Source organism: Mesorhizobium sp. WSM4906 (genome assembly GCF_029674625.1).
GTDB lineage: Bacteria > Pseudomonadota > Alphaproteobacteria > Rhizobiales > Rhizobiaceae > Mesorhizobium.
In genome coordinates this window covers 1,420,502-1,434,164 of sequence record NZ_CP121355.1, presented here as the reverse complement: position 1 = coordinate 1,434,164, position 13,663 = coordinate 1,420,502, and the positions used below count along the sequence as shown (strand labels likewise).

Annotated in this window: 11 protein-coding genes and 1 pseudogene; 2 read left to right on the top strand and 10 right to left on the bottom strand. The window is 58.1% G+C overall.

Annotated features, from left to right (window positions below):
- Positions 1–388 precede the first annotated feature (388 nt).
- The 4 genes from QAZ22_RS06740 to QAZ22_RS06725 form a co-directional block, all read right to left on the bottom strand.
- Positions 389–1,912 carry a fumarate hydratase gene (locus tag QAZ22_RS06740; protein WP_063169307.1) on the bottom strand — a complete coding sequence of 508 codons (1,524 nt, stop codon included), beginning with the start codon at positions 1,910–1,912 and terminating at the stop codon, positions 389–391.
- A 27-nt stretch (positions 1,913–1,939) separates the two neighbouring features.
- Positions 1,940–3,373, bottom strand: a complete 1,434-nt coding sequence (locus QAZ22_RS06735; RefSeq protein WP_063170369.1) for an NAD-dependent succinate-semialdehyde dehydrogenase — start codon at positions 3,371–3,373, stop codon at positions 1,940–1,942.
- 193 nt (positions 3,374–3,566) lie between these two features.
- Positions 3,567–4,493: a LysR family transcriptional regulator gene (locus tag QAZ22_RS06730; RefSeq protein ID WP_063169308.1), complete on the bottom strand. Its 927-nt coding sequence runs from the start codon at positions 4,491–4,493 to the stop codon at positions 3,567–3,569.
- 167 nt (positions 4,494–4,660) lie between these two features.
- Positions 4,661–5,062 carry a hypothetical protein gene (locus QAZ22_RS06725; protein WP_063169309.1) on the bottom strand — a complete coding sequence of 134 codons (402 nt, stop codon included), beginning with the start codon at positions 5,060–5,062 and terminating at the stop codon, positions 4,661–4,663.
- Positions 5,063–6,547: 1,485 nt separating this feature from the next.
- Between QAZ22_RS06725 and QAZ22_RS06720 the strand changes: the two genes are divergently transcribed.
- Positions 6,548–6,895, top strand: coding sequence for a transposase (locus tag QAZ22_RS06720; RefSeq protein ID WP_063169310.1), 348 nt, complete (start codon positions 6,548–6,550; stop codon positions 6,893–6,895).
- Positions 6,896–7,608: 713 nt separating this feature from the next.
- Positions 7,609–7,983, top strand: a complete 375-nt coding sequence (locus QAZ22_RS06715; protein WP_063169311.1) for a zinc ribbon domain-containing protein — start codon at positions 7,609–7,611, stop codon at positions 7,981–7,983.
- A gap of 55 nt (positions 7,984–8,038) precedes the next feature.
- On the opposite strand, the pseudogene QAZ22_RS06710 reads toward QAZ22_RS06715, so the two are convergent.
- The 6 genes and pseudogenes from QAZ22_RS06710 to QAZ22_RS06685 all read right to left on the bottom strand — a co-directional run.
- A pseudogene (locus tag QAZ22_RS06710) lies at positions 8,039–8,163 on the bottom strand (integrase core domain-containing protein); the annotation flags it as partial.
- Between the two features lie 24 nt (positions 8,164–8,187).
- Entirely contained in the window at positions 8,188–9,090 is a 903-nt protein-coding gene (locus QAZ22_RS06705) for a CoA ester lyase (RefSeq protein WP_210326668.1), read from the bottom strand.
- A gap of 133 nt (positions 9,091–9,223) precedes the next feature.
- Positions 9,224–10,375, bottom strand: coding sequence for a CaiB/BaiF CoA-transferase family protein (locus tag QAZ22_RS06700; protein WP_063169312.1), 1,152 nt, complete (start codon positions 10,373–10,375; stop codon positions 9,224–9,226).
- 11 nt (positions 10,376–10,386) lie between these two features.
- Entirely contained in the window at positions 10,387–11,640 is a 1,254-nt protein-coding gene (locus QAZ22_RS06695; RefSeq protein ID WP_063170371.1) for a methylaspartate ammonia-lyase, read from the bottom strand.
- 453 nt (positions 11,641–12,093) lie between these two features.
- A complete protein-coding gene (locus tag QAZ22_RS06690; RefSeq protein ID WP_063169313.1) occupies positions 12,094–13,089 on the bottom strand; it encodes a succinylglutamate desuccinylase/aspartoacylase family protein in 996 nt (331 codons plus the stop codon).
- A gap of 319 nt (positions 13,090–13,408) precedes the next feature.
- Positions 13,409–13,651: a hypothetical protein gene (locus tag QAZ22_RS06685; RefSeq protein ID WP_127273917.1), complete on the bottom strand. Its 243-nt coding sequence runs from the start codon at positions 13,649–13,651 to the stop codon at positions 13,409–13,411.
- Between the last annotated feature and the right edge of the window lie 12 nt (positions 13,652–13,663).

Sequence of the window (13,663 nt, the reverse complement as noted above, 5' to 3'; positions counted from 1 at the left end):
GTGCCAGAATGGGGTACGAAAATCAGCTGAGGGTGAGCGATCCGCTGAGAAAAGCTGCAGAAGTAATTTGGCTATCGCCCCAACGCCCAACGGGGCAATGGTGCAGCTGGAGAGAATAGTCGGCGGCGGCGGAGACCATGATAAATAGATAACCGATTTTCTTGAATCTCGCTGCCGTACTTGATAGACGCGCGACTGCATTCGACCCTCGATCGCATGGACGGCATACTCAATGCAGTATTCACTCGCACATTCAACTATTAGGGTGAATTGAAGGCCTTGCTTGGCCGGCTCGCCGAGGCGCAGGGCACCGCAAATGCCGCTCGTCTTATGGCTTGCCCGATAATTTGGCGCTCGGGTCTGGCCGAAATCGCCCAACCGGAAAGACTCAAACACCGATGTTGCGTGCGATGCTGTCGGCTGCCATACGCTTACGCCACTCAAGAGGCCCGGAATTGTGAATGGAGTTTCCCTCAACATCGACAGCCATGACGACGGGCATGTCCTGCACATCGAATTCATAGATGGCTTCCATGCCCAGGTCTTCAAAGGCGACAATCCGCGCCGCCTTAATCGACTTTGAAATCAGGTACGCAGCGCCACCCACTGCAGCAAGGTATGGCGTTCTGTGTCTTACAATCGACGCGATGGCCGCCGGTCCCCTCTCCGCTTTGCCCACCATCGCGAAAAGGCCGGTTTCGGCGAGCACCTTGTCCGTAAAATCGTCCAAGCGGCTGGAGGTTGTTGGACCGGCGGGTCCAACGACTTCATTCCTCACTGCCCGGACGGGACCGACGTAGTAGATCACGCGGCCCCTCAGATCGACTGGGAGCGGCTTGCCGGCATCAATCAGTTCGACCATTCGTTTGTGGGCAGCGTCACGGCCCGTCAGCATCTTTCCAGAAAGCAGGAGCGTTTCACCGCAGCGCCACGATGCCGTCTCTTCCTTCGTAAGCGTATCTAAATTGACCCGCCGGACGCCGGCTGGGTTCAATTCGTCGGCTCCGATGTCGGGCCATTCGCGCAAATCGGGCGGCTGGAGGCTGATGGGTCCAGAGCCGTCCAAAGTAAACTTCAGGTGCCGGTTGGCGGCGCATTGCGGGATGAGCGCCACAGGCTTGGACGCTGCATGAGTAGGATAGGTCGCAACCTTGACGTCAACGACTGTCGTCAGACCACCAAGGCCTTGGGCGCCGATACCAAGCGCGTTGATCCGCTCATAAAGCTCAATCCGCAGCCCCTCTTCTGCGCTTGACGCCCCCCTTGCGATCAGTTCCGCCATATCTATGGGCTCGTTCATGGCCTCCTTGGCCAGCAGCATCGCCTTTTCAGCGCTACCACCGATGCCGACAGAGATCAGTCCAGGTGGACACCACCCGCTGCCAAGGGTCGAAACGGTATTGACCACCCAGTCGGAAACGGAGGCGGTGGGATTGAGGGTGGTAAAACGTGCCTTGTTCTCCGACCCGCCGCCTTTCGCGGCGATGGTGATCTCAATCTGGTTACCTTGCACCAGGTCGACATGGACAACTGCCGGTGTGTTGTCGCGGGTGTTGACCCGTCTAGCGAGGGGATCCGCAACGATCGATGCCCGAAGGGGATTGTCCGGATCGAGATAGGCTTGACGTACGCCCTCATTCACAAGATCCGCGAAACTGGCTGTTGACTTAATGCGGGCATCCATGCCGACCTTTGCGAAGACAACCACAAGTCCGGTGTCCTGACAAATCGGGCGCCGCCCAAAGGCCGCCATGCGGGAGTTCAGCAGAATCTGACCTATGGCATTCTTCGCCGACGGGCTCTGTTCTCGCGTGTATGCGTGAGAAAGAGACCGGATATAATCTGGAGGATGATAGTACGAGATGTACTGAAGGGCGTCGGCGACGCTCCTTGTGATGTCGCTACCGGCCATGGTCCGTGTTCTGTTTCCCACCGGATTTTATCCAAATGAACCGAGGCCATTGACCATTTTCAGAATCTGGAAGCTTCGCACCCCCTGCTCGCCGCCTTCATATCCATAGCCGCTTTGTTTGACTCCTCCATAAGGGGCATCAGCGGAAACCCCTTTCAGGTAATTCACACTAACAGCGCCCGCAGAAAGACCGCCCACAAGCCTCTGTTGCGTATCGGCCGCGCCAGTAAACAAGTAGGCGGCCAGACCGTACTCCGTGGCGTTGGCTTCATCGATCGCCTCTTCGATCGTATCGAAAGGAGCCACGGTGAGAATTGGTCCGAACGGCTCTTCATGAAGCACTCTCGCTTCCTTCGGTACGCCAGTCAGGATGGTTGGCGGCCAGTAAAACCCCGGTCGGTCAAGGGGGATGCCACCGGTCTCGATTTGGGCGCCGCCCTCTACCGCATCTTTGGTCAGGCGTTGCATGGCCTCGATTCGCCGCGCGTTTGCCATGGGACCCATCTGCGTTGCAGGGTCATCCGGTGGACCGATCCTGATTTTTCGGACCGCCTCCGTCATCCGGAACAGGAATTCCTCATAGCGGGATCGGGCGACAAGAATCCTGCTGGGCGCATTACAACTCTGGCCCGCGCACTCGAATTTGTATTCCGAAATAGCCGGTATCGCCGTTGCCAGGTCGGCATCTTCGCACACAATAACCGGGGAATGTCCACCGAGCTCAAGGATGCAGCGCTGCAGATTATTCGCGGCCAGTGTGGCCAGCTGTTTCCCAACAGCGGTCGACCCCGTGAACGTCAAGACTTTGACAATTGGCGAACTGAGCAGATGCCGTGATATATGCACAGGAACACCGAACACCAGGTTGACCACGCCTTCCGGTATCCCTGCTTGACGCAAAGATTCCACGACATGGACAGCCACGCTTGGCGTCTCTTCGGCCCCTTTGAGGATCACCGGGCAGCCTGCCGCCAGCGCGGGGGCGAGCTTGCGGGCGATGAGAACGGCTGGATAGTTCCACGGCGTAAAGGCAGCGACGACACCGAGGGCCTCCGGGACGATCATCCTGTTCGGACCCAACGGAATCGGGGTCGACAACTCATCGGCATGCCGGCCATTCCATTCCAGCGTTTCGACTGCGCGCGCGTACTCTCCTGTTGCTTCGGCAATCGTCTTTCCCTGTTCGGACGACAGGTCCCTGGCTGCGGCGCCAGCTTTCTCAGCCAGATTGCTGGCGGCAGAGACGAGGATCTCGCCACGCTCTTTGGCGGGGCGTGAGGACCACGCCTTGCGGCTGCGTTCTGCCGAAGCAAGAGCTTCATCCAAGTCTGGAACCGTAGCCGAGGCCACTGAGGCAAATACCTTCTCCGTCGCCGGGTTGATCACCGGCAAAGTGGCTCGGCTACCACCGGCTCGCCATTTGCCATTAATGAAGAGCTCGTAGCTCCTGGCGTGGGACATCGCGGGCTCCACTTGTGATTCTGGCCATGCGAGCGCCGTTTCAATTTTCGAAGCCGCTGAGCTCGCTTGAGCCAGTTTCATCGCGATGGTCGCAGCGGGTCAAATATCGATTAGTGCCTAAATCCATCTGGAATCCAGATCGATCTGTTCCGACAGGAAGGAAGTCATGCCGTTGTTTACAGATCGATGGTTCTCAGGTCGCGTCAGGAGCCGATGCTACCCAGCCCCGGCTCTCAATCAATTCTCTGGCGACCTTCGGAATGAGCTTGCGGACCGCAGAAACGGCCGCAGAACGCTCATCTTTGGGATTTACAGCAAGCACCACGGAGCGGGTAATTACCGGATCGACTATCTTGACCGTCCGGACCAGCCCTTGAGAGGCTTCTTTCTGAACGGCAGACGGGGCGAGAATAGAATGCGCTTTTCCCTCTACGACCATGTTGATGATCGTTGAGAGCGAGTCCACTTCAAACTTGACGTCCATCGCGCAACCGTGTTGTGCGACGACATCAGCCACCGAACGCCTGACATTGTTGTTGCGCATGGGAACCGCCAGGGGGAATGCATGCAGGTCGGCCAGAGATATCGCATCTTCAAACGGTGGCTCGCCGGACGGAACCACCAGACAAAGGTCTTCGCGCGCTAGCACAGTCATTCGCCCCACACTGTCCGCAGTGCGGTACAGAACCGCCAGATTGAAGCGTCCAGCCGCCATCCATTCCTCTAGCGGTCCCGTCATACCCTCGACCATCTTGAGGGACACCTTGGGCAGTTCGTGTCTTACCGTCTCAAGCAGCGGACCGCTCAGGACGCGAGCAGCTCCAGACGGAATGCCAATAGTCACCTCCCCGGCGGGGGAAGCGGCTGTGTTGGTCAATTCCACCTCGGTAATTCGAATTTCTTTGAGAATCGCCCGCGCCCGCTCCAGGAGTTTGGCTCCTGACGCCGTCACGCTCACGCCGGTCCTGTCGCGTATCAGCAGCTGAGTGCCGAAGCCTTCCTCCAATTGGCGCACATGCAGACTCAGCGCACTCTGGGCGACATTCAGAAAGCCAGCGGCCTTCGTGAAACTGCCTGCTTCGACCACGCCAACAAAGTATCTTAACTGCCTGATTTCCACGGGTACTCTTCCGAGGGCGGACTGCAATGATGTAATCTATCTCGAAATGTGATGGCGCGACAGCAATAATTGCAGAGCGACATGACGCCTAACTGTCGTGTCATCTCAGTGTGGTTTGACCAAAACCGTAACCTATGTGTCCAGAATGGACCCAACCCGCCGAGGCTTCAACCGGCCAACTCGGCGCCCTGATCCATGGAGATGATTTCTCGGACCCTTCGAATAACCGGTAGATCGACCATCTTCCCGTCCAATGTGAACGCGCCTTTGCCTTGCGCCGTCGCATCTTTTTCGCCGCGAGGACACGACGGGTCCCTCGAGTTCTTGTGCGCTTGGTGAAAAGCCCCATCGATGTTTAAATGGATCGCCTGCGGCCCCACGAAGTTATCATTGTCTAAGAATCGCCGATGCTTCCTATCGAGCCGAGACTGCCGCATGGGGAACAGAACGGAAAGGTTCGGCGTCAAAAGCAGGTCGAGTTCTGGGGCACCGCCAACAGCTGCACTGAAGTCTTCAGTACCAAGCGCCATTGCAACCAGCGGCGCTAACAAGATGGGAAAGGAGGTCATTGCTATTGCCGCTGGCGGACTTCGGCCGGCCACCCCATTTCCTCTTCCGAGAGGTGAATTGTCCAACCAACCCTGCTGACTAATGACGAGCATGATCGTATCGTCAACGTGTCACAGAATTGCTTGCAAGCTCACGGCCTCAGCTGGGCCAACGAACATTGAACTCCGTGGACGAAGCCTGGACCCGTCGTCATCCAAGTCAATCCGCGCCTCGATGAGGGGACAGATCCTCAATTGGTTCAGCTGGCTTGCAGTATTGCACCTAGCAGTCACGGCGAGGACTGGGATTTGCGAAGAAGGCATTCTCGCAGTGCGGCCGTACGGTACCTCATTCCTGGCACACTGGATTAGATCGCTGGCGACATTAAGATCAGGTGTGACCGAGGTGAAATTTTATGTCGAAAACCTGAAGGCAGGGCGTCAGGCAGGGCGATTACAGAGATCCTATCGGACATGTCATCGCAGTTTCATCCACCATTGCTCGACCGAGGCGACACTCATCGTCCCATCAACCTAATCCATTGGTCGATCACGCCGTTCACGACCCTTGGCGAAGAAGGAATCAGCAGCCCCTAGGCTCAATTGGAAAGCGGGGCGGGGTCCATACGTATCTTCGTTTCCGGGCACCTCATGCTAATGAAGCCGCGACAACAGGTTGGTTATGCACCCAGGTGCTGGCCAATCCGGCTTGACTGGAAAGTTTCATACCCAGGCCTGGCACAGGCGAGCGTGATGCCGCTCTCGCTATGTTGGACCGCAGACGCCGCGACGGCGCATCGACTGGCGCTGGCGAAGCCTAGGACGCGCCAGTCAAGGACCTGCAAAGAGCAAGATCACGCCGCGCGTTGCCTTCAACGCCCATTTGAGCAGAAAGCAACAAGCCTCGCGTATAGCGATCGATGACCGCACGAAGCGCCATCCGGGCTATGATCTCAGTCAGCACTGCCCTAAGGGGTCAGAGGAGGGTTCGGTCAGTCAAGACCTCAGACGGCATGGCCAAGGTCAAGCTGCGAGGATGTGCCACCGCGGGCGCGGCATAACTTGGCGGGCTACAATTTGGTTCGCTTGCCCAGGCTGCTGGCAGCGCCGGTAGTCGGCCGCGCCGGACTGGCACCTACGTCTGGTCCATGAACGGTTGCTTTAGCAAAACCGAAGTCCTCGCCAAAACTCTTCGCCGACGTGCGACGACCGCGCCGGTGCTCGTTCCGGGGTCGGCAAGACGAAGACAGGCCTACTCTGGATTTATGCCCGCGATGACTGATTAGGGAGGGAGCGGACCGCCGGGCGTCTTATGTCTATGCGCCGGACCGAAAAGGCCCAGCGTGCGATCGCTCATCTCGCAGGCTCTCTACCGGAACTTGCAGGTCGACGGCTATAGCGGGCCATCGCTTGCTGGCCGACGAAAAGCGGCTTCACGCTCGCCTTCTGCCATGCCGCGCCCGATCGAGGCGCTAAGAAGGATCCGCGAACTCTAAAAGATCGAGGATGACATCCGTAGCCGAGGCCAACGAGGCCTTGCTGCACGCAGGCAAAAAGTGCTCAACCATCACGGCACTGGACCCAGGGCGGCTAGAGAAGCTCGGCCAAATCAGTCAGAAGACCAAGCTCACAGCGGCGATCCCCTACACGCTCTCGCGCTGGGAAGCGCCTCTCGCGCATCCTGGACGAGGCCATATCAAGATCGACAGCAACGTGGTCGAACGCTCAATCATACGCAACTCTTTTTGCAGCTCCGGCGGTGGCGCTGAGCACTGGTCAGTCATCGTGTCGCTGGGTGATCGCCGGGATTGGCCGGATAGCCTGAAGCTAAGGCCGTCGAGCCAGACCCTCTGACCTGCCACTGAACTTTCAACCAGTGGCGATTAGCCTCGGCCGTTTCTGTTATGGCGCGGTTTGAGCAACGGGCGGAGGCGCGAAGCCTTCATTGAGTGCAGCGTCGGAGCCGGTTGCGGCGAGGGTTCCGGCGAAGACCGCCGGGGTCAAATAGCGAGCGAGGAATGCGGCCTCACGGTGTTGAACAACACCAGGAAAGAACACCCACAGGACCGAGGAACGCAAGTTTCTTTATCCGTGGCATCCTTGGGCCGGGCGTTGTGTTCACGTTCATGAGGTGATCGAGAACGCCGACCGGGAGGTTTTCCGCTGCAGTCTCTCCCGCCACGCCTCCGATCGGTGGCTGGAAGTTCCGGCCTGGATGTTTGATCGCGGTCTGCACCGCGTGGCGCATTGCCCTGCCCCACATATCGATCCCAGAACGCTTGGCGTCTTGGTGACACTGCTGCAGGACCCGACGGCCAATTCCCACACCCCATCGCAATTGGAGGATTCGGGCGCAGCATCGGGTCCTCACGAAGCGAACCGGGGAGAGGTCCATACCGCGCCAGCCTACGACATATCAGTTCGATCTTCTCCAACCCGCACGACGCGCAGACCGCGCAGATGCCGCCATTCGCTCGCGCAGCCGCCGTAAGGCGCGAGATGCTGGCGCTGATTCCGGGTGCACACGAAGGCTACGTCGGCTGGGAAAGGCGGAAGCGATCCGCAAGATGGTGAGCGACCACGTGCCCACGAGCCGGCATCACGGGGCGCCCAAGCATGGCGACGCTCTGCTCGCCGACCTTGTCCGCTGCCGGCGCTGCGGCCGCGAGCTGACGGTCCGCTACACGGGAACCAAGCACAACATTCCGCGCTATTCCTGCTGGCGTGGTCTGCTTGACAATGGCGAGCCGCGTTGCATCGCCTTCGGTGGACTCGCGTCGATCGAAGGCGTTCATCCTCTGCCGGACGGTCCATGGGTCTTCAGCCGATCAACGCTTGACGAACCGGCGGCTCAGCGCATCGTTCATCGCGCGCGGCAAAACCCAAAATACCCCATGGGATCGCATCCAGATCAGCAAAACCTATTCACTCAAATGACATAGACAGATGAGTGTTATGAACAGGATTTAGGTCCTGCCTCCATTCGGCAGTGGCACTGCGGGCGTGGTCGAGGCCGAAGAACAGGCCATCGTTCAACAGCTCGTCTCGCATTCGGCCGTTGAGGGAATCGCGTAGCCATTTTGCATCGGCTTGCCCGGCGCGGTGTAGTGCCATTCGCTCCTGTTCAGCCGCTGATAACAGGCCAGTCAGTTGTTGCCCACAAGAATCAGGATCTCGTGGGCGCGCCGCACCACTGGCGGATCTATCATTTTGCCATTCAACGAGAATGCGGACAGTCCACGCGTGGCGGCATCATTTGCCGCCGCGACAACTTTATGGGCCCACTCGAGCTCCTGGGCGCTTGGCGAGAAAGCCTCATTGAATATGGCCACCTGTGTCGGATGGATCGCCAAAGCTCCGGCAAAGCCAAGCCGCCGCGCCCGCACCGCGGCCTCACGAAGTTTATGCGTGTCCGAGAACTCGCCGATGCTTCCTATGAAGCCCAGCGGGAGCAAGCCGGCCGCGCGGGCGGCAAACAGAACAGAAAGGTTCGGCGTCAAAAGAAGGTCGAATCCTGGGGCGCCGCCAACAGCGGCGCTGAAGTCTTCAGGGCCAAGCGCCATTGCGACCATCCTTGGATGCGCCGACGCAATGGCCGCAAGCCTTTGCAAGGCGCCCGGGGTCTCAATCTGGGCAAGGAACCGGATGCCTCCCTGCGGAAGATTTCTTTCACGTTCTAGTTCCGAAACCGCATTCGCGATCTCTATAACCCACTCTGCCGAATCCGTCTTCGGAAGAACCAGTGCGTCAACACCCGCCATCACGGCTGCATCGAGATCGGCCGCCAAGGCGCGCAGACCATGATTCACGCGGACCAAAACAGATGCGCCTTTCCGGCCCACCTCTGCCACGCATTCAGGAAGCTGCTGCCGTGACTCTCCTTTCCGATCCTGGGGCACGGAATCCTCCAGGTCGAGAATGACGCCATCTGCGCCCCGCTCATGGGCCGTCTCTACAAAGCGCGGAACGTGAACAGGAACGAAGAGCAGGGATCTCCAGCGCGGTACAGACATCGCGCCTTCAACGGCCGCAAAGGTGTCCTTGATCATGGAGACGCCTTTGCGGCCGATTTTAGCGCGGGCGCTGCCAGTGAGCTTTCTAGGCGGCCGGTGCGCTGAAATGATCCGAGGTACACAGGCATTTTGTAAACCGCGAGCAGTCTCACCTTACTGAAACGCGCGCTCACGCTGACGCGGCTCTTTCGCGCAAAAGCGCCCGCACCTCCTCGCGGACAGCCTCGGTATGAGAGCCAAGAGCCGGGACTGGGCGAAGCGAGGGGAGCTCCGAGTTGAAAATCGCCGCCGGCGCTATCGTCTCGACGGCTCCATCGGGTGTTCCAACCTGCACCCTGCGAATGTGTGGATGCTTTGAAACATCCACCACTTCGTTCAGTCGGCCATATGCCAGGCCGGCCGCCTCGAGCTCCTGCATCGCATCGTGGCAGGATAGTTCAAAAAACCGCTGTTCAATGATCTCATCAAGTTGCGCACGATGAGCGAGGCGCTCCATATTGTCAGCAAAACCAGGTGCGCGTGTGAGCCCGGACTGCTTCAGGAATTTCTCGCAGAAATTCACCCATTCGCGGTCATTCTGAACCGAAAAGATGACCTCTTTGCCGTCGGCACAGCGATAGGCACCATACGGCGCGAGCGACGGGTGTTTCACGCCTGCGCGTACCGTCTGGTAGCCGCTGTAATCATTTTGCAAAACCGGCACGTTCATCCAGTCGGCGACGGCATCAAACAGTGACACCTGGATGCTGGTCCCTTCGCCGGTGACCTCGCGGTGGTACAGTGCCTGAAGAATGGCGCTGTGCGCTGTCATGCCCGCCGAGATATCGCAAACCGAGACCCCTACACGCGCAGGCCCCTGTTGGTTGCCGGTGATAGCGCATAGACCTGTTTCGGCCTGGACGATCAGATCGTAGGCCTTCAAATGGGAATACGGCCCTGACTCCCCGAAACCAGAAATGTCGCAGGTGATCAGCCGCGGATATCGTCGACGCAGATCAGCGGACGCGAACCCCAGTTTTTCTATGCTGCCCGGCTTTAGATTCTGGATGAAGACATCAGCACTGGCAATGAGCGTGTCGAGGACGGCGCGATCCGCCTCCAACCTCAGGTCTAGACAGACCGACTCCTTACCCCGGTTGAGCCAGACGAAGTACGCGCTCTGCCCCCGCACCAGCTTGTCGTAGTTTCGGGCAAAGTCCCCTTCGGGCCTTTCGACCTTGATCACCCGGGCGCCTGCGTCAGCAAGGCGAGACGATGCGTAGGGAGCTGCAACGGCCTGTTCGACCGCCACAACCGTGATGTCCTTGAGACTGTTTAGCATCAGGGCGCTTCCTACGCGGCTTTCAGGTTTTGTGCCCGACGCCGATCAAGCATGGCGAGCAACCGATTTTGTTCGTTGCCTACAATGGAAAGACCTTCGTCGATGCCCATGCCAGGCTTCGCGAGCATCATGTCCGCCTGTGTTGCCACCGAAATGTGAACCGTCGCTCGCGCGGAGAGATCCGTCTCGCTGCAGCTGCCTCCCACATAGGCGTCCACGTTGTTCTCTTTGCACAGAAGCACCGCACGGGCGCTGTCGGCGATCGAGCCCACGTCCGGCGTCTTGATCTGCACGAGATGGGTCGCCTTAGCCTCCGCAAACAGACGCACATCCTCTAAGGTGTTGCAGCGTTCATCGACAACGATGCGCGCACGTGACGCGCGCGCATTCAGAATGCCGACGATCTGCCCGTAATTTTCGACCTGCGCCGGCGTAGACCCGAAGTCGGCTGGCGATTCGATATTCACCGTGAACTCCGGAACCGCGTCAGCAACCTTACTGATGAAGTCGGCGATGCGCTGGACGTCGAGCCCGATCTCCATACCGATCCAGCCGTACACATCGAAATGCAGCACCGGAGAATAGTCTGGTTGGCCGATTTGCTTGACGCGGTGCGCCACCCATTTGACGAAATCCAGAAAGGTTTCTCCCCCAACGCCGAATTTGCTACGCGAGTTGATGAGGCCATGCGGGATCACATCCACCCCCTTCAGGATCATTTTATCGACATTGATTTCGCGCGCATCACCGCTCTGGCAATAAATTGGGACACGACGATGCGGCATGGATAGGCAAAATTCCGAACAAACCACCTCCGCCATGGTACGACGCGCAGCATGGGCAGCAGCGCTTAAAAGGGCTTGGCTGACCCCATATTCGATGCATAGTGGGAGTCGTTTCCCAGTATGGAGATCGAAGACACTGGAGCAGGCTGTCAAAAAGCTGGACGCATCAATGTTTAAGAGCCGCGGGACAACAACACGTGACGTGAGATCCATGATGGCTCCGACGTCAAACAGGGGGTCACGCCCGCCAGCCCCTGAGTATTGCACTCCCATCATATCGCCCCAGGCGACCATATCGTCTTCCAGGACAAGCCCGACGCTTAAGCAAGCTGCCGGAACACGGATATCACGGAAGCCGGGCGTCAATGGCTCGCCGACGTAAACAAAACCGTCCTGGCCAACCCCTGCCCTAATGGCAGCTTGATCGTCATAAAAGAAGGCGCCGTTGCCGGGCGTGAGAATGACGTCTTTGATCTGCACTGAATTATACTCGAGTTTGGCCAAGCTATGAGCTGCGGCCGGATTTGCGCGCTCTGTCCTAAGTTATGCCCCGTTCGGAATCGGTTTTGCCAATATAAAGCCCCGAACGTGCCCATCTCGTTTTAAGATACGATAAAGTTGTTTTACGGGCGTCAGCGGGGACGGCACCGTCCGCCTCCCCTCTTGGTCGCGGTGCGCCGGATCGTCGCCCCTGCTTCCATAACAGAAGCTAGGCGATCAATCCGTCCGGCCAGCTCCCATCTCGGACCGCCACTTTCAACCATGGTTAGTATAAACCAAGCGATCAAGGATCAAGCAATCTTTTTGGCATGATTTTGGAAGACAGGATCAGCCGCTGATCGATCCGAGGAGCTGGCCTATAAGCTCCAGTCGAGGCCAGTGCCTTCATACCGGAGTTACTACAGCTGGCCAAGGCGCGGCTAATCTGTACCTCTAGTTATGCAGCGGCCGCGCAAGGATGGCTACCCCTTCATTGCGGTCGACATGCGCGCCCGATCCTATGGCTAGGACGATTGATGGCCCAGGCGCTCGGATGTCAATGGACGGAGCGGAAACAGAATCCATAGAGTGTAGGATACCTATAAGATCTCCCGACCTCACTTCATCCAACACAGAGCAGCGAGGTTCGAAGATACCCTGCGCGGGCGATTTCAACTCGTCTGATATCAGCGTCTCAAGGGTCTGACTGGACCTTTTGTTACGGAAAGACACGTCCTCGACTTTTCCTTCGACGAGTCCAAGCATAACGAGCGCGTTGCGAACTCCAGCTTCATAAATCGCTAGAGCTTCTGCGCTAACCGTACCACCGCCGAATTCCGCGCAAACGAATACCTTCCCTAGGCTATGTGCCCAACTGTCGAACATCCCAGCCGTGTCGTCATGTTGCCAGAGCAATGTTACGGGCAGCTTAAATGCCGCTGCCATTGCGAGCGTCTTAGCCATGAGATCCGCATCAGCAATTGGATGCGTGATGACCGCCGGGGGAAAATCCCACGTTGGGCCGAAGCTGTGCAGATCGAAAACGATGTCGGCATTTGGCAACAATACGCGTGAAACCGCATCCGCGATTCGTTCCGTAACAGACCCGTCGGCACGGCCCGGAAACACGCGGTTCAGATTCAAACCATCAAGCGGAGTATTGCGGCTCCATGCTTGAACTGCCAATGGATTAAGCACTGGCAGCACGATGATCCTACCACTGGTTTGCGCTTGTGGCAGCCACTCGATAAGCCGCCGCGCGACTAATGGCCCCTCCATTTCATTGCCATGATTCCCACCGGTGATAAGAAGGCGCGGTCCATCGCCCTTATTAAGACTAAAAACCGGAAGCGAGAACTCTTCATGGTCGGCGCCTCCCGGCACAACGAGGTGTCCTCTGCTCACGCCATGCGCATCGAGATCAAACGTAAGATGTGGTGCTTCGTTCATTGCTTAACCTATTGCGGGTGATCTGGCGACTTTGACCGGGCATATGGTCTTGTACACGGCTATTTTTTTCGCCTGGAACTATGCACACGCGGTCACCACTTCGCCAATATAATGTCCGAGACGGCACCATCGCGTTTTCAGATGACCAGGGCTCGCTCTGCTGACCTGTCCCTTGGTTCGTCACCTTGATCCCGGTGCACTAAGGGAGGAGGAAGGTCAAAGTCGCGGTGGGTAGCCGATTTCAGAAATCGCGCGATCAGCCGGTTGACGTTGGCTAGCTGTTCGTTGTTCAGACGGGCGAAGGATCTGTGCGATCCGGTCAGCGCCGTTGACCTCGAATTCCATCCTGGCGCGCAGCAAGAGGATCGGCAGGTCTGAGCTTGCTGGCGAGCAAGGCCGGCCGATCCCAGACATAGTCCGAATCCTTGATCCGCATGTGCCAGATGATAATTGCAAGAGCTTTACTGGTTTCCGTTTTGGACCAGGTGGCCATTTTATCCGCCCGTTGAAGCCCCGAACAGATGCTTGTCGCCAGTCCGTAGGAATAGGTCGGACGCATCATCAGGAAGTGGAT